Annotated in this window: 20 protein-coding genes; 13 read left to right on the top strand and 7 right to left on the bottom strand. The window is 63.2% G+C overall.

Annotation, left to right across the window (positions count from 1 at the left end; translation table 11 throughout):
• Window positions 1-7: 7 nt before the first annotated feature.
• The 3 genes from C1D09_RS05475 (at window position 8) to C1D09_RS05465 (ending at window position 2872) form a co-directional block, all read left to right on the top strand.
• Window positions 8-646 (top strand): hypothetical protein, encoded by a 639-nt coding sequence (locus C1D09_RS05475; RefSeq protein ID WP_143973349.1) that lies wholly within the window; start codon window positions 8-10, stop codon window positions 644-646.
• A 168-nt stretch (window positions 647-814) separates the two neighbouring features.
• Window positions 815-1750 (top strand): ribose-phosphate pyrophosphokinase, encoded by a 936-nt coding sequence (locus tag C1D09_RS05470; RefSeq protein WP_019860650.1) that lies wholly within the window; start codon window positions 815-817, stop codon window positions 1748-1750.
• 144 nt (window positions 1751-1894) lie between these two features.
• Entirely contained in the window at window positions 1895-2872 is a 978-nt protein-coding gene (locus tag C1D09_RS05465; RefSeq protein WP_143973348.1) for a Bug family tripartite tricarboxylate transporter substrate binding protein, read from the top strand.
• 26 nt (window positions 2873-2898) lie between these two features.
• On the opposite strand, the gene C1D09_RS05460 is transcribed toward C1D09_RS05465, so the two are convergent.
• Complete coding sequence (locus C1D09_RS05460) at window positions 2899-3777, bottom strand: AraC family transcriptional regulator (RefSeq protein ID WP_143973347.1); 879 nt, start codon at window positions 3775-3777, stop codon at window positions 2899-2901.
• Window positions 3778-3928: 151 nt separating this feature from the next.
• Here C1D09_RS05460 and C1D09_RS05455 point away from each other — a divergent pair, with 151 nt between their 5' ends.
• Window positions 3929-5170 carry an MFS transporter gene (locus C1D09_RS05455; protein ID WP_167514500.1) on the top strand — a complete coding sequence of 414 codons (1242 nt, stop codon included), beginning with the start codon at window positions 3929-3931 and terminating at the stop codon, window positions 5168-5170.
• A 71-nt stretch (window positions 5171-5241) separates the two neighbouring features.
• On the opposite strand, the gene C1D09_RS05450 is transcribed toward C1D09_RS05455, so the two are convergent.
• Entirely contained in the window at window positions 5242-6099 is an 858-nt protein-coding gene (locus C1D09_RS05450; protein ID WP_143973345.1) for an alpha/beta fold hydrolase, read from the bottom strand.
• A 145-nt stretch (window positions 6100-6244) separates the two neighbouring features.
• Here C1D09_RS05450 and C1D09_RS05445 point away from each other — a divergent pair, with 145 nt between their 5' ends.
• The 9 genes from C1D09_RS05445 (at window position 6245) to C1D09_RS05405 (ending at window position 13669) form a co-directional block, all read left to right on the top strand.
• Window positions 6245-6691 carry a MarR family winged helix-turn-helix transcriptional regulator gene (locus C1D09_RS05445; protein ID WP_143973344.1) on the top strand — a complete coding sequence of 149 codons (447 nt, stop codon included), beginning with the start codon at window positions 6245-6247 and terminating at the stop codon, window positions 6689-6691.
• 179 nt (window positions 6692-6870) lie between these two features.
• A complete protein-coding gene (locus C1D09_RS05440) occupies window positions 6871-7836 on the top strand; it encodes a hypothetical protein (RefSeq protein WP_246135659.1) in 966 nt (321 codons plus the stop codon).
• A 254-nt stretch (window positions 7837-8090) separates the two neighbouring features.
• Window positions 8091-8732: a 50S ribosomal protein L25/general stress protein Ctc gene (locus C1D09_RS05435; RefSeq protein WP_143973343.1), complete on the top strand. Its 642-nt coding sequence runs from the start codon at window positions 8091-8093 to the stop codon at window positions 8730-8732.
• 23 nt (window positions 8733-8755) lie between these two features.
• The gene (pth, locus tag C1D09_RS05430) at window positions 8756-9478 is read left to right on the top strand and encodes an aminoacyl-tRNA hydrolase (protein ID WP_143973342.1); all 723 of its coding nucleotides are present in this window, start codon (window positions 8756-8758) and stop codon (window positions 9476-9478) included.
• A gap of 96 nt (window positions 9479-9574) precedes the next feature.
• Window positions 9575-10678, top strand: a complete 1104-nt coding sequence (gene ychF, locus C1D09_RS05425; RefSeq protein ID WP_143973341.1) for a redox-regulated ATPase YchF — start codon at window positions 9575-9577, stop codon at window positions 10676-10678.
• 18 nt (window positions 10679-10696) lie between these two features.
• Window positions 10697-11488: an APH(3')-II family aminoglycoside O-phosphotransferase gene (locus C1D09_RS05420; protein ID WP_143973340.1), complete on the top strand. Its 792-nt coding sequence runs from the start codon at window positions 10697-10699 to the stop codon at window positions 11486-11488.
• Window positions 11489-11639: 151 nt separating this feature from the next.
• Window positions 11640-12614: a magnesium/cobalt transporter CorA gene (gene corA, locus C1D09_RS05415; protein ID WP_143973339.1), complete on the top strand. Its 975-nt coding sequence runs from the start codon at window positions 11640-11642 to the stop codon at window positions 12612-12614.
• Between the two features lie 114 nt (window positions 12615-12728).
• Entirely contained in the window at window positions 12729-13199 is a 471-nt protein-coding gene (locus C1D09_RS05410; protein WP_143973338.1) for a MaoC family dehydratase, read from the top strand.
• The gene (locus C1D09_RS05405; protein WP_143973337.1) at window positions 13196-13669 is read left to right on the top strand and encodes a MaoC family dehydratase; all 474 of its coding nucleotides are present in this window, start codon (window positions 13196-13198) and stop codon (window positions 13667-13669) included. Before C1D09_RS05410 ends, C1D09_RS05405 begins: the two co-directional genes overlap by 4 nt.
• Before the next feature lie 144 nt (window positions 13670-13813).
• Here C1D09_RS05405 and C1D09_RS05400 read toward each other — a convergent pair whose 3' ends face one another.
• From C1D09_RS05400 to petA, 5 genes are all read right to left on the bottom strand, one after another.
• Entirely contained in the window at window positions 13814-14359 is a 546-nt protein-coding gene (locus C1D09_RS05400) for an adenine phosphoribosyltransferase (protein WP_027047299.1), read from the bottom strand.
• A 168-nt stretch (window positions 14360-14527) separates the two neighbouring features.
• Window positions 14528-15673, bottom strand: a complete 1146-nt coding sequence (locus C1D09_RS05395) for an alpha-hydroxy acid oxidase (RefSeq protein WP_167514499.1) — start codon at window positions 15671-15673, stop codon at window positions 14528-14530.
• Window positions 15674-15892: 219 nt separating this feature from the next.
• Window positions 15893-16750: a cytochrome c1 gene (locus C1D09_RS05390; RefSeq protein ID WP_143973336.1), complete on the bottom strand. Its 858-nt coding sequence runs from the start codon at window positions 16748-16750 to the stop codon at window positions 15893-15895.
• Window positions 16751-16777: 27 nt separating this feature from the next.
• On the bottom strand, window positions 16778-18079 hold the full coding sequence (locus C1D09_RS05385; RefSeq protein ID WP_143973335.1) for a cytochrome b: 1302 nt from the start codon (window positions 18077-18079) through the stop codon (window positions 16778-16780).
• 16 nt (window positions 18080-18095) lie between these two features.
• A partial coding sequence (gene petA / locus C1D09_RS05380) for a ubiquinol-cytochrome c reductase iron-sulfur subunit (protein WP_143973334.1) occupies window positions 18096-18566 on the bottom strand: 471 nt, incomplete at its 5' end.

Raw genomic sequence — 18566 nt, 5'->3', positions numbered from 1 at the left:
AAGGCAAATGAGACGATCGCATGTGACGACCGTGTCATTGCTTGTGGCATTGGCTCTCGCTGCCTGCACCAACGCAAAGGACGTTCTCGAACCATCCGCCATCACCCCGCCGGTCGCCTCGGCGCAGCCCGTGCCGGGAGCCCAGGGAGGCACAACGGGCACCGTCGCCGCGACGTCACCCACCGCGCCTGCCGCCACCACGAGCACTGCTGCAACCAGCACCACGCCGCTGACCCCGGCCCAAAGTGCTGCCATCCTGTCGAAGACGCGGCTGCAGATCGCACCGATCGTCGGCGCTTCGGTCGAGGCCGCGACCCCGCTGACGGCGGAACTGCAGACGCGCGCCAGGCAGCGTGGCATCACGCTTGCCGGCAGTACCGACCAGACCGCGACCCATGTGCTGAAGGGCTATTTCTCGGCGATTTCGGAGGGCAAGGACACCACCGTCATCTATGTCTGGGATGTCTACGACCCCTCGGGCAACCGCTTGCACCGCATCAACGGCCAGATGAAGGCGCCTTCGGCCAATTCCGGCGCCGGCGCGGGCGCCGACAGCTGGAAGGGGGTCTCGCCGGCCACCATGCAGGCGATCGCCGACCAGACCATCGATCAGTTCGCGGCGTTTCTGGGTGGCAAGGCCGGCTAGCAGGGCATGATTGAGTGTTGCCTCCGGGCGATGGCGCGAACCTTTCTTCAGCTTAGCCGGCGGATTCCCGATCTCGGCGCTTGCAATACCGGCGCGGGCCGCTAAAAGCCCGATTAAAAGGTCCGGGAGAGTCTGTCAGGCCCTCCCATCCTCCACCAGGAACGGTGCATGAAACTCTTCGCGGGCAATTCCAACAGGGTGCTGGCCGAAGCGGTCGCCCGCTATCTCAACATCCCGCTGGGCAAGGCCAGCGTCAGGCGCTTCGCCGACCAGGAAATCTTCGTCGAAATCCAGGAAAACGTGCGCGGCGAGGATGTCTTCATCCTGCAGTCGACCTCGTTCCCGACCAACGATCATCTGATGGAACTGCTCATCATGATCGACGCCTTCATGCGCTCCTCGGCCAAGCGCATCACGGCGGTGATTCCCTATTTCGGCTATGCCAGGCAGGACCGCCGGGCGTCGGGCCGCACGCCGATCTCGGCCAAGCTGGTCGCCAACATGATCACCCGCGCTGGCGTCGACCGCGTTCTGACGCTCGACCTGCATGCCGGCCAGATCCAGGGCTTCTTCGACATCCCGACCGACAACTTGTTTTCCGTCCCGGTGATGGCCCGCGACGTGAAGGCGAAATACAAGCAGCTCGGCAACGTCGTTGTGGTGTCGCCCGACATCGGCGGCGTGGTGCGGGCGCGTGCGCTGGCCAAGCGCTTCGACGCCCAGCTCGCCATCGTCGACAAGCGCCGTGAGCGCCCGGGCGAATCGGAAGTCATGAACATCATCGGCGCGGTCGCCGGCAAGGATTGCCTGCTCATCGACGACATCGTCGATTCCGGCGGCACGCTGTGCAATGCCGCCGATGCGCTCTTGGCCAACGGCGCCACCAGCGTCACCGCCTATATCACCCATGGCGTGCTGTCGGGCGGCGCTGTCGCCCGCATCAGCGGCTCGAAGCTGCAGGAGCTGGTGATCACCGATTCCATCCAGCCGACGCAAGGCGTGCTCGACGCCCCCAACATCCGCGTCATCTCGATCGCCGACCTGATGGGCGAGGCGATCTCGCGCACGGCGACCGAGGAATCGGTGTCGAGCCTGTTCGACTGACCCTCCCGCGGTCGACGAAACGTCGGCCGGGCGGGGCGCACGCCCCTACTGTCGGCTCCTTGTCCGCGCTGCCCCGCTAGCAGACATTTCTCCTGACGCGCCTGCCGTGGCATACTGCCCCCGTTGACAATGGAGGAGTAGCATATGCCAATCCGGCGAAGGACTTTGCTTGGGCTTGCCGTTTCCGTCGCGGCTCTCTTTTCGGCTCCGATGGCTTGGGCGGCCGATTTTCCGGACCGGACCATCACCATGGTCGTTCCCTTTTCCGCGGGCGGCTCCACGGACCTGGTCGCGCGCCTCGTCGCCAACAAGATGTCGGAAAACCTCGGGCAGCAGATTGTCGTTGAAAATGTCGGCGGCGCCGGCGGCAGCATCGGTGCCGCGCAGGTCGCCCGGGCGGATCCGGACGGCTACACGATCCTGATGGGCACGGTTGCGACACACGCACTCAACCCGCTCATCCTCAAAACCAAGCCCTATGATGCGGACAAGGATTTTGCTCCGATATCGCTGCTTGTGCTGGTGCCGAACGTCCTGGTCGTGAACCCTCAATTTCCCGCCAAGGACGTCAAGGAACTGATCGACTTGTTGAAGAAGGACCCGGACAAATACGCCTACGCTTCATCGGGCAACGGCACCCCGCTGCATCTCTCGGGCGAACTTTTCAAGACGATGGCCGGCGTGAGCATGCAGCACATACCCTATAAGGGCGCCGGGCCGGCCCTGAACGATGTCATCGCCAATCAGGTGCCGATGATGTTCGACAACCTGCCGTCTTCATCGGGGCATATCAAGGGCGGGACGCTGCGAGCCCTGGGCGTCACCACCAAGCAGCGCGTTCCCTCCTTCCCCGACGTCCCGGCGATTGCCGAAAACATTCCTGGCTACGAAACCTACAGCTGGAATGCCCTGTTCGCGCCCGCGGGCACCCCCGCGGACGTGGTCGAGGTTCTGCACAAGGCAGCAGCCAAGGCGCTGCAGGATCCCGATGTGATTGCGCGCATGGGCCAATTCAGCGCCTCGATCGTGGCCTCCACTCCGGAAGAGCTGGCAACGCATGTGAAGGCTGAACTCGCCAAATGGGAGCCGATCGTCAAGGCGAGCGGCGTTCAGATGGACTAGGCGCTAACGGGCTCCGGCATTGCTTGCTATGGCGCCGGGGCCTCAAGGCGAGGCGGGGCTCGCCGCATGCCTTCGCTATTGTCCCGCGCGCCGCGCATATAGCCGCGCGGCGACGAGCCCAGCATGCGCTTGAACATGGTGATGAAGGCCGGCACGCTGTCATAGCCGAGATCGAGCGCCACCCGGGTGATCGGCTCGCCATCGGCTAGCCGCGGCAGCGCCGCGAAGAGGCAGGCCTGCTGGCGCCATGTCGACAGCGACAGGCCGGTCTGGCGCTGGAAGGCGCGCGTGAAGGAGCGCCGGCTCATGCCGGCGGCCTCGGCCCACTCGTCGATCGTCGCATGCGGCGAGGGTGCGGCGACGAAGCGGCGGCACAGCGCCGCCAGCTTCGCATCGGACGGGAATGGCAGGCCGAGCGGCCGTTCCGGCAAGGCCGGAATCTCATGCAGCAACAGCTTCATGATCAACCCGCCGCGCCCTTCCAGCTCGCCGCCTTGCGGCAGCTTCTCCGATTCCACGATCAGGCTGTGCATCAGCGCGGTGACGCCAACGACGCGCAAGCCTTCCGGCAGCCCCGGGATCGCGCCCGGCATGACGTAGACCGAGCGCATCGAGACATCGCCCAGCATCTCGACGGAATGCTCGATGCCGGCCGGAATCCACATCGCATGGTCTGGCGGCACCATCCAGCGCCCATGCCGCGTCGTCACCAGCACGACGCCGACCAGCGCGTGCAGCAACTGGCTGCGCCTGTGGCGGTGTTGCGGCACGTGGTAACCGTCTGGATATTCGGTCGGCAACGCCACCGCCGGCCCGGCGACCTCCTCCAGCCATTGCCAGCGGCTCTGGTGCAATTGACCGAGATCGGCATTGCCGGCGCGGAAGATTTCCCTGCCATGCGGCATCTTGTATGGCCCACTTGCGAAACTATTGGACCAAACCACGAAAGAAGTCGCGCGGCAAGCGGCTTATAAGGCAACCGTCCCTGAAGCGGCCGCGGGAGCGTCCGCCACATTGCCTGCGGGTGTGCCCGCCAAAAAGACCACGGAGCCTGCCTTGACCGATACGACAGCCGCCAGCGTCGCGTCACCAGCGACCGCCAGTCACGCCTCAGCCCAGGCGACGGCCTTCACCGTCATCCTGGCAGTGAGCTTCTGCCATTGCATCAACGACATCATGCAGTCGCTGCTATCGGCCATTTATCCGCTTCTGAAACAGAATTACGGCCTCGATTTCTGGCAAATCGGCCTGCTGACCTTCACCTTCCAGGTGACGGCGTCCTTGCTGCAGCCGGTGATCGGCATGATCACCGACAAGCGGCCGATGCCCTATTCCCTGCCCTACGGCATGGCCTCATCGTTGATCGGCTTGGTCGTGCTGGCCTATGCCGGGCATTATTACCTGCTGCTCATCGGCGCCTCGTTGATCGGCATCGGCTCGGCGATCTTCCATCCCGAATCCTCACGCATCGCGCGTTTCGCCTCGGGGGGCCGGTTTGGCCTGGCGCAGTCGCTGTTCCAGGTCGGTGGCAATTTCGGCCAGTCGATGGGGCCGCTGCTGGCCGCTTTCATCGTCGTCCCATTCGGCCAGACCAGCATCGCCTGGTTCGCCGTCGGCTCGCTGATCGGCATCGTCGTTTTGTGGCAGGTCGGCGGCTGGTACAGCCGCTTGCGCGCCGCGCAAGGCACCCGCAAGGCGGCCAGCTTTGTCTCGCCCTTCCCGCGCCGCAAGGTTATGAGCGCGCTGGTCGTTCTGACGCTGCTGGTGCTGAGCAAGAACGCCTACATCGCCAGCCTTGCCAGCTACTACACCTTCTACTCCATCCATAAGTTCGGGGTATCGGTGCAGATGAGCCAGGTGATGCTGTTCCTTTTCCTCGGCGCCTCGGCGCTGGGCATCCTTCTCGGCGGCCCGTTCGGCGACCGCTACGGGCAGAAGGCGATGATCTGGTTCTCGATCGTCGGCGTGCTGCCCTTCACGCTGGCACTGCCCTACGCCAACCTGCAATGGACGATGGTGCTGACCGTGCTGATTGGCCTCATCCTGTCGTCGGCCTTCTCCAACATCGTCGTCTTCGCACAGGAACTGGTGCCCGGCCGCGTCGGCATGATCGCCGGCATCTTCTTCGGCTTCGCCTTCGGCATGGGCGGCATTGCGGCTGCCGTGCTCGGCGTCGTCGCCGACATGAAGGGCATCGATTTCGTCTTCCAGATCTGCTCGTATCTACCGTTCCTGGGGCTGCTGACGGTGTTTCTGCCCAACATGAAAGAAGCCCGCAAGGCGCAGGCAACAGCCTAGCTTCGGCTGACCACGAACGGATACGCAAAGGCACCCGCCATTTGGCGGGTGCCTCTTTGTCCTTAGGGCACTCAAGCCTTGAAGAAGGCCAGCAGGTCGGCGTTGATGACGTCGGCATGCGTTGTCGCCATGCCGTGCGGGAAACCCTTGTAGACCTTGAGCTCGCCCCTCTTGAGCAGCTTGATCGACAGCAGCGCCGAGTCGGCGATCGGGACGATCTGGTCGTCGTCGCCATGCATGACCAGCACCGGCACGTCGATCGCCTTCAGATCCTCGGTGAAGTCGGTTTCCGAGAAAGCCTTGATGCAATCATAATGCGCCTTGGTGCCGCCCATCATGCCCTGACGCCACCAATTGTCGACGACGCCCTGCGAAACCTCGGCGCCCGGACGGTTGAAGCCATAGAACGGACCGGCAGGAACGTCGCGGAAGAACTGGGCGCGGTTGGCCGCCTGGGCAGCGCGGAAACCGTCGAAGACCTCGATCGGCAGGCCGCCGGGATTGGCAGCCGTCTTGAGCATGATTGGCGGCACCGCGCCGATCAGCACCGCCTTGGCGACGCGGCCACCTGAGCCGTATTTCGCAACATAGCGCGCCACCTCGCCGCCGCCGGTCGAATGGCCGACATGGATGGCGTCCTTGAGGTCGAGATGCGCGGCGAGTTCAGCGACATCGGCGGCGTAGGTGTCCATCTCGTTGCCGACATCCGTCTGCGTCGACCGGCCATGGCCGCGCCGGTCATGGGCGATGACGCGGTAGCCTTGTGCGAGGAAGAACAGCATCTGTGCGTCCCAGTCGTCGCTGCTCAACGGCCAGCCGTGATGGAAGACGATGGGCTGGCCAGTTCCCCAGTCCTTGTAGAAGATCTGCGTGCCGTCCTTGGTGGTGACCGTGCCGCTGCCGGACCCGGATTTCGTCTGCGAAGCCATCTCAATCTCCTTTGATTTCCGCGATAAACAATATCGCGATACCTATATGGCTAGCGCAGCGCGGAAGCCATGTCCACAAAAATATATATCGCGATATCATATTTCGTGGTACATATTTCGTGATTAATCGGCAAAGGAATGCGTCGTGCCCCTCCCGTTGGACAATCAGCTTTGCTTCACGCTCTACGCCACCTCGATGGCGATCAACCGCACCTACAAGCCGATGCTGGACGAGATGGGGATCACCTATCCGCAATATCTCGTCCTCAACGCGCTGGGCGAGGCCGACGGCATGTCGGTAGGCGGCGTCGCCCATCGGCTCGCGTTGGAATCGAGCACCGTCACGCCGCTGGTGAAGCGCATGGAACAGGCCGGGTTGGTCACGCGGCAGCGCAGCCAGGCCGACGAACGCCAGGTCCAGGTCGACCTGACATCGGCGGGGCGCGCGCTGCTCGTCCGGTGCAACTGCCTCAACGAGACCTTGATCGAGCGTTCGGGCATGACACTGGCGGAGATCGGTGCGCTGAACCGGCAAATCCAGGCGCTGCGCAATGCGTTAACCGGCGATCGGCAGCCCCCGGCTGACGCTTGAGTACCTCGGCACGGCTTGACCGCGCTCGCACGGCATCGAAATGCTCCTTGGTTCGCCTCTCGTGCTCAGGCTGGGCCGAAAATTCGAGCTTGAGGAGCCGCGGGGAATTGACCCACCGGCTCTCGAGCCTGCTATAGGGCTCTCGATTCTGCTATAGGCAATGCCGCGGCGACGATGAGATGAATGGTGTCAGCAGCCCCAGGACAAGTGGCTTCGTCATGACCTGCAATGCCATGCACGCCCAGCCGCTTCGTGTTTTGACCCTTCTGGTGCGTCACGGGACCGAGAAGTATCCGACCGCATGGCAGGACTTGCGAGCTATGTTCGCCCGCCAGATGCCGGGCGTTGCGCATCGCATGCTGGTGATCGACAATTCGCTGCCAGTCGGTCATGGCTCTGATTTGGACCGCGGGGTCGAACTGATCGGCGCGTCGAACGAAGATTGGGAGTTCTCCGCGTGGGACCGCGGCATCAATCATATCGGCGCAAAACTTCATGACTATGATCTGATCCACTTGGCCACTTCGGCTTTCGCCGCACCCGGATCTGATTATCTCAAATTGATTGATGGTGGCACGTTGCGGTCGTTGCTTGGTTTGCAAGGAGCGCTGGGTTGCATTGATTCTCACCGCGAGGCCGTCTCGATCTTCGGAATCCGTTCGCAGGCCTGGCTCCGCAGCTCGTTCATCCTGATGAACCCGCGGCAGCTCAGCAGCCTGGGATCCCTGGTAAGCGTCAGCAGGGACGCGCCGATTTTCAGCGGCAACCCTCGACAGCCCTTCCGTGATGACGCACCGATCTCGCAAGGATATCAGCAGCTTTTGCTACGTTGGCTCACCGGCGACGAATCTGGCAAAGAGCCGGTCTGGCATTCAAGGTTCGATCTTACACCTGAAACGCTGCCTTTTTTCGAAAGCAAGGCCCGGGCTATCCTCAATGAGCTGATGCTCACCAGCCGGTTGCTAGCCAATGGCTGCGCGCTTGTCGACGTGGCATGGCTGGCGCAGAAGGCTCTGGCGGCGAGCACGGAATCCGAGATTGATATTCCGGACTGGCGCGTGCAGGTCAGCTCCCGTGCGCGAGTCAAACGCACCTTGATCCAAAAGCTTCGCCGCTGGTTGTCTAAACATAGGCCGCGGCAATGACGGCCGGGACACGTCCAAACCTGCATTTTGTCGCAAACGGGGTTCCCGGTATGTTCTCGATCCTCGAACTGCCTTCAATGCCTTCCAGCCCAACCGCTTGCACCTCCGGCCGCCTTCCGCTATAGAGCCGCCACCCGCGTAGACACCCTTGGAGGCAACGCGGCGGAAGGCCGCCTCACCCGGCGGCTTTCGACGTTTACGGTCCAGGCACACTGCCCGCCGCGAACGCTCCAGAACAACCGAAAGGAAATGCCATGAGCCACGACACTTACGAGCTCAAGGCCGAAGCACGCGAACAGGTCGGTAAGGGGTCCGCCCGTGCAGTTCGCCGCAACGGTAAAGTGCCTGCAGTAATCTACGGTGACAAGCAGCCTCCCCTGGCTATCGCTCTCACCTACAAGGACATCTACTACAAGATCCATGGCGGCGGGTTCCTGACCACGATCGCCACGATCGATGTCGACGGCAAGAAGATCCAGGTCCTGCCGAAGGATTTTCAGCTCGACCCGGTCAAGGATTTCCCTGTCCATGTCGACTTCCTGCGCATCGGCAAGGACACCGAGGTCAATGTCGACGTGCCTGTCCACTTCATCAATGAGGACAAGTCGCCCGGCATCAAGCGCGGCGGCGTGCTCAACATCGTGCGTCACGAAGTCGAGTTCCACTGCCCGGCCAATGCGATCCCGGAATTCATCACCATCGATCTCACCGGCACCAACATCGGCGACTCGATCCACATCTCGGCGGTCAAGCTGCCGGCCGGCGTCAAGCCGGTCATCTCCGACCGCGACTTCACCATCGCGACCATCGCCGGCTCGTCGGCGATGAAGCCGGAGGCGGAAGAGACGGTCGAAGTGGCTGCACCTGAAGCGGCACCTGTCGCCGAAGAGAAGTAACTCTTTCCCGTCTGGAGCAGACGATGCTTGTCTTTGCAGGCCTCGGCAATCCGGGCGCGAAATACGCTGATAACCGGCACAATGTCGGCTTCATGGCGGCGGACGCAATTGCCCGCCGCCATTCCTTTTCGCCCTGGTCGAAGAAATTCCAGGGCCTGATCGCCGAGGGCACGATTGCCGGCGAAAAGGTCATCCTGATCAAGCCGCAGACCTTCATGAACCTGTCCGGTCAGTCGGTCGGCGAGGCGCTGCGCTTCTACAAGCTCGAGCTTTCCGCGCTCACCGTCTTCTATGACGAGATCGACCTTGCCGAAGGCAAGCTGCGCGTCAAGACCGGCGGCGGCGCCGGCGGCCACAACGGCATCCGCTCGATCGACGGCAACGTCGGCAACGCCTATCGCCGTGTGCGCATCGGCGTCGGTCATCCCGGCGTCAAGGAAATGGTCCAGCACCATGTCCTCGGCGATTTCGCCAAGGCTGACCACGAATGGCTCGATCCGTTGCTCGACGCGATCGCCGACAACGCCGCCATGATCGTCAAGGGCGACGAATCCGGCTTCATGAACAAGGCCGCCCTTGCCGTCCAGGGCAAGACGGTTCTGGAACTCGATAAGGCCGCGTCGAAGCAGGCCCCCAAGCAACAGAGTCACATCCGCCAGGCACGCCCGCAGCAGGCGCCGGCCAAACTGCCGGAATCCGGCCCGATGGCCGCCATGCTGAAGAAACTCTTCGGCAACAAGGACTGAGCGGGCACGCATGCGGCCTTACAGGGCTTGACGTTGATCATCCCTATCGCCCATAGCCCTCATCAAATTTCGCTTTTCCCGATAGGACTGGACAAAATGGGTTTCAAATGCGGCATCGTTGGCTTGCCCAACGTCGGCAAGTCGACGCTCTTCAACGCGCTGACCAGGACGGCGGCGGCGCAGGCCGCCAACTATCCGTTCTGCACCATCGAACCGAACACCGGCGAGGTTGCGGTGCCCGACCCGCGCCTGCAGAAGATCGCTGCCATCGGCAAGTCCAAGGAGATCATCCCGACCCGCATCTCCTTCGTCGACATTGCCGGCCTGGTGCGCGGCGCCTCGAAGGGCGAAGGGCTGGGCAACCAGTTCCTCGCCAACATCCGCGAGGTCGACGCCATCGTGCATGTGCTGCGCTGCTTCGAGGATGACGACATCACCCATGTCGAGGGCCGCATCGACCCGGTCGCCGACGCCGAGACGGTCGAGACCGAGCTGATGCTCGCCGACCTCGACAGCCTCGAGCGCCGCATCGTCCAGATCCGCAAGCGCGCCGGCAGCAAGGACAAGGAAGCAACGACCGTGCTGCCGATGATGGAGGCGGCGCTCGAACTGCTGCAGGCCGGCAAGCCGACCCGTATCCTGCTCAACGGCATCTCGGCGGAAGATTTGCGCATCCTGCAGGGTCTGAACCTGCTGACCTCGCACCCCGTGCTCTATGTCTGCAATGTCGCGGAGGCCGATGCCGCGACCGGCAACGAGCACACCAGGGCCGTGGAAAAGATGGCCGCCGCGCAGGGCGCCGGCACGGTGGTGATCTCGGCCGCGATCGAGGCTGAAGTCGCCCAGCTCTCCGACGAGGAAGAGATGGAATTCCTGTCCTCGCTCGGCCTCGACGAGCCGGGCCTCAACAAGGTCATCCGCGCCGGTTATGAGCTTTTGCATCTCATCACCTATTTCACCGTCGGACCGAAGGAGACGCGCGCCTGGACCATCCACAAGGGCGACAAGGCCCCGCAGGCCGCCGGCGTCATCCACACTGACTTCGAACGCGGCTTCATCCGCGCGCAGACCATTGCCTATAACGACTTCGTCACGCTGGGCGGCGAAGTGGCGGCCAAGGAAGCCGGCAAGGCGCGCGACGAAGGCAAGGAATATGTCGTCCAGGACGGCGACATCATGCTGTTCAAGTTCAATACCTGACGCCCCAAACGGCAGACGATGCCCAACCGCCCTCTGGAAACCAGCCTGCCGGACGGGTTGCGCCAGCTGGTCTCCGGCTATCGATGGCACCGGCAGACCATCGGTCAGTCACGGGCCGGCGTGTTCCGGCTGGCGGCCGACGGCAAGCCGACCCTGTTCCTGAAATGCGAGTGCAACGGTCCCTTTGCCGAACGCGCCGATGAGGCGGCGCGGCTGCGCTGGCTTGCCGGACAAGGCGTTGCGTGCCCCGATGTGATCGCCCTGGAAAGCCATGCCGGTCACGACTGGCTGCTGATGTCGGCCGTTGCCGGCGAGGATCTGGCGTCGGCGGCGATCGATCCGGCCGATGCCATCGGCATCATGGCCGTCGCGCTTCGCGATCTGCATGCGCTCGACATCCGCTCCTGTCCCTTCGACCATCGCCTCTTCAGGCGGATCGCGGCGGCTCGGGCCCGCATGGAAGGCGGCGAAGTCGACGAAAGCGATTTCGACGAGGAACGGCAAGGGCGGACCGCCGCTGAGGTCTTCGCCGCGCTTCTGGCGCTCCGCCCGGCGACCGAGGACCTTGTCGTCAGCCATGGCGACGCCTGCCTGCCGAACGTCATGGCCGCCGAGGGCCGTTTCAGTGGTTTCATCGATTGCGGCCGGCTGGGCGTGGCGGATCGCCACCAGGATCTGGCGCTCGCCTGCCGGAGCATCGGCTACAATCTCGGCGAGGCCTGGATAGAGCCTTTTCTCGAACAGTACGGGCCGCCGGAAGCAGAGCCGGCGAAGCTTTCATGGTACCGGCTGCTCGACGAGTTCTTCTGAGCGGCCGTTCCCGGCGAGGCTCCTTGGGCTTGTCTTGATTTTGTCATGGCACAGGTCTAAGCGGCTGGCACACGGTCGCGCACGCGACGAAGAGCCGTGCAATCCGACACGACGCGCAATCCGAACGAGCCTTCGCAGGGGAGATCTGGCGATGATCAAGGCATTTGTCGTGGACAATGATCGCCTGCGCGTCGTCGACGACCTGCTGGCCGATGGCGACAGGGTCGTCTGGGCCGACTTGATCAGTCCGACCAAGGAAGAAGAAGCCGTCATCGAGAACTGGCTCGGCGTCGCCGTCCCTACCCGCGAGGAGATGGAGGAGATCGAGATTTCCAGCCGCCTCTACATCGAGGACGGCGCCTACTTCATGACCGCCACTTTGCCGGCCCAGACCGAGGCCGACGATCCCCTGATGTCGCCGGTCACCTTCGCGCTTGCCGGCAACAGGCTGATCACCATTCGCTATCATGAACCGAAGGCCTTCAAGACCTTCCCGCTGCGCGCCGAGAAGGTGGCGACCGGCTGCACCAGCGGCGACACCATCCTAATCGGCCTCCTGGAAGCGATCGTCGACCGTCTCGCCGACATCCTCGAGCGCGCCGGCCGCGACATCGAGGCGATTTCGCGCGACATTTTCCAAGCGCGCTCGACCAAGGTGTCGAAGCGCAACCGCGACTTCCAGGAACTGCTGAAAGCCATTGGCCGCAAGGAAGACATCGCCTCGTCCGTGCGCGACAGCCTGATCTCGCTGCAGCGCCTTGCCGGCTTCCTCGCCCATGTCGCGACCCAGACCAAGATGAGCAAGGATGTCCGCGCCCGCATCAAGACCCTGTCGCGCGACGTGCTGTCGCTCGCCGACCACGCCACCTTCCTGTCGCAGAAGATCTCCTTCCTGCTCGACGCCACGCTCGGCATGATCTCGATCGAGCAGAACGCCATCATCAAGATCTTCTCGGTCGCTGCCGTCATCTTCCTGCCGCCGACACTGGTCGCCTCGATCTACGGCATGAACTTCGACGTCATTCCCGAGCTGAAATGGGAACTTGGCTATCCCTTCGCCATCGGCTTGATGATCCTGTCGGCGATCTTGCCCTTCTGGTATTTCCGCCGCCGCGGCTGGCTCTGACCGCTACCGCCGACGCCGGCTGCCTCGGGCTGGCTCACCAGAAAGGACTTGACCAAAACGCTGCCGGCCTGCATCCGGGTTGCCCGATCCTTGGGATTCAACCGGATTGCCGACATGACCGCAAAGACATGGGCCTATGAGGATTTCGTCGAGGGCGCGTCGTTCAACCTCGGCACGAAACAGGTGAGCGCGGCCGAGATCATCGAGTTCGCCAGTGAATTCGATGCCCAGCCGATGCATCTCGACGAGGAAGCCGGCAAGGCCAGCATCCTCGGCGGCCTCTCGGCTTCGGGTTGGCACACCTGCGCCATGTTCATGCGCATGCTGTGCGATGCCTTCCTTTTGGACTCCACCTGCCAGGGCGCGCCCGGCGTCGACCAGGTCAAGTGGAAGAAACCGGTCCTGGCCGGCGATACGCTCAGAGGCAATTTGGTTGTCCTGGCCAAGCGCCTGTCGCGATCGAAGCCTCAACTCGGCTTCATCACAATGCGCAGCGAACTGGTCAACCAGCGCGGCGAAAGTGTCTTCGAACTTGAGAATTCCGTCATGTTCCTGACGCGCGATGCCGCGGGGTATCAGGCATGACCCTGGATGAATTTTTCCGCATCGGCACCACGGTGACGCTGGGCACGCATACATTCGAGCCCGAGGCGATCAAGGCCTTTGCCCGCAAATACGACCCGCAGATCTTCCATATCGACGAGGAGGCCGCCAGGAAGAGCGTGCTCGGCGGGCTTTGCGCCTCGGGCTGGCACACCGCCGCCACCTGGATGAAGCTCAACCTCGAAGCGAGCATGGATGCCGAGGGGGCCAGTTGGAACGGCCCCGGCCCGGTCCCGGAATTCGGCCCCTCGCCCGGCTTCAAGAACCTGAAGTGGCTAAAGCCGGTGCATGCCGGCGAGACCGTCACCTTCAGCCGCACAGCGCTGTCCCATCGAGCCATCGCCTCGCGTACCGGCTGGCGAATGCTGTCACTGCGCGCGGAAGCTGTCGATTCGACCGGCGACAAGGTGCTGGAGTTTGAAAGCGCCGTGCTGGTGAAGGTGGGTGAGTAGCCGGTTCGCGCAAGCGAATTCATCGTGCCAGTGGCACGATGAAAGGCCGACGAACGCCGGGACGCTGCGAAGCAGCGGGGACCCGGCAGGCCGCGGACATCAAGCTCGATACCGTGCTTGTCTCCCGTCCAGTATTTTGCGCCCTCAATGCCCCTCGAACCCGATCAGCGTCCTTACCGGCACGCCAAGCGCCTCGAGCTTGGCGCGCCCGCCGAGATCCGGCAGGTCGATGACGAAGCAGGCGGCAAGGATATCGGCGCCTATCTGGCGCAGCAGCTTCACCGCCGCTTCCGCCGTCCCGCCGGTGGCGATCAGGTCGTCGACCAGGATCACCTTTTCGCCTGGTGAAATACCGTCCTTGTGCATCTCCATTTCGTCCAGCCCGTATTCCAGGCTGTAGGCGACGCGCACCGTCTCGAAGGGCAGCTTGCCCTTCTTGCGGATTGGCACGAAGCCGGCTGAAAGCTGGTGAGCGACGGCACCGCCCAGGATGAAGCCGCGTGCCTCGATGCCGGCGATCTTGTCGACCTTCTGGCCGGCATAAGGATGCACCAGTTCGTCGATGGCGCGCCGGAAAGCGCGCGCATTGCCGAGCAGCGTGGTTATGTCGCGAAACAGGATGCCTGGCTTGGGATAGTCCGGGATGGTGCGGATCGCGGCCAGCAGCGTGTCTTCGAGCGAAGGTTTCATGAGGCGGCTCCGGATGATCCAGCTGACAGGTTTGAAACGGCGCGGGAGGCTGATCGTAGCCCGAGGCGACCGACAACGGCTAGCGCGATGTGGCGGCCGAGACAAGCGCATCCGGCAAAGGATTGGCCCGGCTCGACGCAGTGACCGTCCGCGCCGATGCTCTGCTGGTCACCGGAAGCGCAGGTTCCCGCGCGACAATTGTCCGATCGAACTGCAGCCCATCAGCTTCATGCCGCGTTCGATCTCGACCCGCAGCTGTTCAAGCGCCCTTTCGACGCCCGGCTGGCCGGCCGCCGCCAGCGGAAACAGGTAGTAACGGCCGATGCCAACCGCCTTGGCGCCGAGCGACAGCGCCTTCAGCACATGCGTGCCGCGCTGTACGCCGCCATCCATGATGACGTCGATCCGGTCGCCGACGGCATCGACGATCTCGGCCAACTGGTCGAATGCCGCCCGCGAGCCGTCCAGCTGCCGGCCACCATGATTGGAGAGCACAATGCCGCTGCAGCCGAGCTCGACGGCGCGTTTGGCGTCCTCGACCGACATGATGCCCTTGAGGCAGAACGGGCCAGACCACTGCCTGACCATCTCGGCGACATCGTCCCAGGTCATCGACGGGTCGAGCATTTCGGTGAAATAGCGGCTGATCGACATCGTGCCGCTGCCCATGTCGACATGTTCGTCGAGTTGCGGCAGCTTGAACCCTTCATGGGTGAAATAATTGATCGCCCAGGCCGGTTTGAGCGCGAACTGTACCATCCCCGCAAGGTTGAGCTTGAAGGGAATGGCAAAGCCGGTGCGCTTGTCGCGCTCGCGGTTTCCCCCGGTGATGCTGTCGACGGTCAGCATCATCACCTCGACGCCAACTTGCTTCGCCCGCTGCATCATCGCCCGGTTGAGACCGCGATCCCGGTGGAAATAGAACTGGTAGACCTGCGGACTGGCACTGATCCCCCGCGCTTCCTCGAGGCTGACCGTGCCAAGCGACGAGACACCGAACATAGTGCCGTATTTGGCGGCGGCCTTGGCCACCGCGCGTTCGCCCTGATGGTGGAACAAGCGCTGCAGGGCGGTCGGCGAGCAATAGAACGGCATCGCCAGCTTCTGCCCCATCACCGTCACCGACATGTCGACCTCGCTCACCCCGCGCAGCACGTTGGGAACGAGGTCGCAGGTCTCGAAGCTTTCGGTGTTGCGGCGATAGGTGACCTCGTCGTCGGCCGCGCCATCGATGTAGTCAAAGATCGGCCCCGGCAGCCTTCGTTGCGCCATGCGGCGGAAATCGGAGAAGTTATGACAGTCACGAAGCCTCATCATCGATTCCCAAGCCATGGCGGGCCAGCATTCGCCGCTCTTCGATGCGTCGAATATCAATCCGATGCCGCCATGCCAACGTGCTAATTGCGCAACTCCCGCCGAGCATGACCGTGAACGGAAAAGGGGCGCTTCAGCGCCCCTCGCTTCGAGCACAGCCAGCAGCCCGAAATGCAAAAAGGCGCCTTTCGGCGCCTTTCCTGGTTTGGCTACGCCGGCTTAGTGGGCCACGCCTTCCCACACCTTGCGCTTGGTCAGGTAGACCAGCGCGCCGAAGAGCAGCAGGAACACCAGCACGCGGAAGCCCATCTTCTTGCGGTCTTCCATATGCGGCTCGGCGGCCCAGGTCAGGAAGGCAGCCACGTCGCGCGAATACTGGTCGACGGTCTGCGGCGAACCGTCATCATAAGTCACCTGGCCGTCCGAGAGCGGCTTGGGCATCTTCAGCGACACGCCGGACATGAAGTACGGATTGTAGTGCGTGCCCTCGGGGATGACCATTCCGGCCGGCGGCGTCTGGTCGTAGCCGGTCAGCAGCGAATGGATGTAGTCGGGGCCGCCCGCGTCATACTGGGTGAAGATATCGAAGACGAACTGCGGAAAGCCGCGCTCGACGCCGCGCGCCTTGGCCAGCAGCGACATGTCGGGCGGGGCAGCGCCGCCATTGGAGGCAGCGGCGGCTTCCTCATTGGCGAACGGCGCCGGGAAATGGTCGGACGGCTTGCCGGGACGGTCGAACATGTCGCCGGCGTCGTTGGGGCCGTCATGGATGGTGTATTCGGCGGCAAGCGTCTTGACCTGGGCTTCGTTGTAGCCAAGGTCCGACAGCGTGCGGAACGCCACCAGGTTCATCGAATGGCAGGCCGAGCAGACTTCCTTGTAGACCTTCAGGCCGCGCTGCAGCTGAGCCTTGTCATAGGTGCCGAACGGGCCGGTAAAGCTCCAGCTCATTTCCTTCGGCTCGTTGATCGGGAAATGCGTGGGCGCCGCCGCATTGTGCGCCTCTTCGGCCGCGAAAGCCGCGGTCCCGGCAGCCACAAGGCCGACCAGCGCCAGCGAGGTGAGAATCTTTTTCATGCCAAATCCCCTTAGATTCTCTACCGCTCAGCCCTTGGTCTCTGGCGCGGCCGTGGCGCCCGCCGGATGCCCGCTGCCACCCTTGTTCTTTTCGAGCACCGCTTCGGTGATCGAGTTCGGCAGCCTGCGCGGCGTCTCGATCAGGCCAAGCACCGGCAGCGCGACCAGGAAGAAGGCGAAGTAGAACAGCGTCGCCATCTGCGCCATGAACACATAGCTGCCTTCCGCCGGCTGCGAGCCCAGCCAGCCCAGCAGGATGGCATCGGCCACGAACAGCCAGAAGAAGAGCTTGTACCAGGGCCGGTAGACCGCCGAGCGCACCTTGGAGGTGTCGAGCCAGGGCACCAGGAACAGCATGACGATGGCGCCGAACATGCACAGCACGCCGCCGAGCTTGGAATTGATCGGCCCGATGTTGAATGTGATGGCGCGCAGGATCGCGTAGAACGGCAGGAAGTACCATTCCGGAACGATATGGGCCGGGGTCTTCAGCGGGTTGGCGACCGTGTAATTGTCCGGATGGCCGAGATAGTTCGGCAGGTAGAAGACGAAATAGGCGAAGAAGAAGAGGAACACGATCATGCCGAAGGCGTCCTTGATGGTCGCGTAGGGCGTGAAGGCGACGGTATCGGTCTTCGACTTGACCTCGATGCCGGTCGGGTTCGACTGGCCCACGACATGCAGTGCCCAGACGTGCAGCACGACGACGCCGGCAATCATGAACGGCAAGAGGTAGTGCAGCGCGAAGAAACGGTTCAGCGTCGGGTTATCGACGGCAAAGCCGCCGAGCAGCAACTGCTGGATCCAGTCGCCGACCAGCGGAATAGCGCTGAAGAAGCCGGTGATGACGGTGGCGCCCCAGAAGCTCATCTGCCCCCATGGCAGCACATAGCCCATGAAGCCGGTAGCCATCATCAGGAGATAGATGATGCAGCCCAGGATCCAGAGCAACTCGCGCGGCGCCTTGTAGGAGCCGTAATAGAGGCCACGGAAGATATGGATGTAGACGGCGATGAAGAAGAACGAGGCGCCGTTGGCATGCATGTAGCGCAACAGCCAGCCGGAATTGACGTCACGCATGATCTTTTCGACGGAGCCGAAGGCCAGATTGGTGTCGGCCGTGTAGTGCATGGCCAGCACGATGCCGGTCAAGATCTGCGCCACCAGCATGATCGACAGGATGCCGCCGAAGGTCCAGGCATAGTTGAGGTTGCGCGGCACCGGATAGGCGACGAAGCTGTCGTAAACCATCCGCGGCAGCGGCATGCGGGCGTCGAACCAGCGTTCGATACCGGTCTTTGGCGTATAGGTCGAGTGTCCCTCGCTCATCGAAATATCCCCTGCCTCAACCGATAAGGATCTTGGTATCGGAAATGAATTTGAATACCGGCACAGCCATGTTTTCCGGTGCCGGGCCTTTGCGGATGCGGCCGGCCGTGTCGTATTGCGAACCGTGGCAAGGGCAGAACCAGCCGCCGAAATCGCCTTCCTGGCCGAGCGGGATGCAGCCCAGATGCGTGCAGACCTGAACCATCACCATCCAGGCTTCCTTGCCGGGCGTGGTGCGGTTGGCGTCGGTCGCCGGCGCATCGGCCGGGAGGTTGGCGTTGCGGGCGATCGGATCCTTGAGATCGGAGAGGTTGACGGCCTCGCCGTCCTTCATTTCCTTTTCGGTGCGGTTGCGCACCACGACCGGCTTGCCGCGCCACTTGACGATCAGAGACATGCCAGGCGTCAACGAGGCAACATCGACTTCCACCGAGGCGAGCGCCAGCGTCGAGGCATCGGGGCGCATCTGGTCGATGAAGGGCCAGGC

This window comes from Mesorhizobium intechi (assembly GCF_002879535.1).
GTDB lineage: Bacteria > Pseudomonadota > Alphaproteobacteria > Rhizobiales > Rhizobiaceae > Mesorhizobium > Mesorhizobium intechi.
Note: the sequence above shows the minus strand (reverse complement) of the source record. Positions and strands in the feature narration are given on the sequence as shown.

Bases quoted from the DNA above. Each gene is read 5' to 3' on its own strand.
- C1D09_RS05390 (WP_143973336.1), bottom strand. From the start codon at position 16,750: ATGAAAAAGATTCTCACCTCGCTGGCGCTGGTCGGCCTTGTGGCTGCC.
- C1D09_RS05395 (WP_167514499.1), bottom strand. From the start codon at position 15,673: ATGAGGCTTCGTGACTGTCATAACTTCTCCGATTTCCGCCGCATGGCG.
- ychF (WP_143973341.1), top strand. From the start codon at position 9,575: ATGGGTTTCAAATGCGGCATCGTTGGCTTGCCCAACGTCGGCAAGTCG.
- C1D09_RS05460 (WP_143973347.1), bottom strand. From the start codon at position 3,777: ATGCCGCATGGCAGGGAAATCTTCCGCGCCGGCAATGCCGATCTCGGT.
- C1D09_RS05385 (WP_143973335.1), bottom strand. From the start codon at position 18,079: ATGAGCGAGGGACACTCGACCTATACGCCAAAGACCGGTATCGAACGC.
- C1D09_RS05400 (WP_027047299.1), bottom strand. From the start codon at position 14,359: ATGAAACCTTCGCTCGAAGACACGCTGCTGGCCGCGATCCGCACCATC.
- pth (WP_143973342.1), top strand. From the start codon at position 8,756: ATGCTTGTCTTTGCAGGCCTCGGCAATCCGGGCGCGAAATACGCTGAT.
- C1D09_RS05435 (WP_143973343.1), top strand. From the start codon at position 8,091: ATGAGCCACGACACTTACGAGCTCAAGGCCGAAGCACGCGAACAGGTC.
- C1D09_RS05405 (WP_143973337.1), top strand. From the start codon at position 13,196: ATGACCCTGGATGAATTTTTCCGCATCGGCACCACGGTGACGCTGGGC.
- corA (WP_143973339.1), top strand. From the start codon at position 11,640: ATGATCAAGGCATTTGTCGTGGACAATGATCGCCTGCGCGTCGTCGAC.
- C1D09_RS05450 (WP_143973345.1), bottom strand. From the start codon at position 6,099: ATGGCTTCGCAGACGAAATCCGGGTCCGGCAGCGGCACGGTCACCACC.
- C1D09_RS05420 (WP_143973340.1), top strand. From the start codon at position 10,697: ATGCCCAACCGCCCTCTGGAAACCAGCCTGCCGGACGGGTTGCGCCAG.
- C1D09_RS05475 (WP_143973349.1), top strand. From the start codon at position 8: ATGAGACGATCGCATGTGACGACCGTGTCATTGCTTGTGGCATTGGCT.
- C1D09_RS05470 (WP_019860650.1), top strand. From the start codon at position 815: ATGAAACTCTTCGCGGGCAATTCCAACAGGGTGCTGGCCGAAGCGGTC.
- C1D09_RS05440 (WP_246135659.1), top strand. From the start codon at position 6,871: ATGAATGGTGTCAGCAGCCCCAGGACAAGTGGCTTCGTCATGACCTGC.
- C1D09_RS05465 (WP_143973348.1), top strand. From the start codon at position 1,895: ATGCCAATCCGGCGAAGGACTTTGCTTGGGCTTGCCGTTTCCGTCGCG.
- C1D09_RS05410 (WP_143973338.1), top strand. From the start codon at position 12,729: ATGACCGCAAAGACATGGGCCTATGAGGATTTCGTCGAGGGCGCGTCG.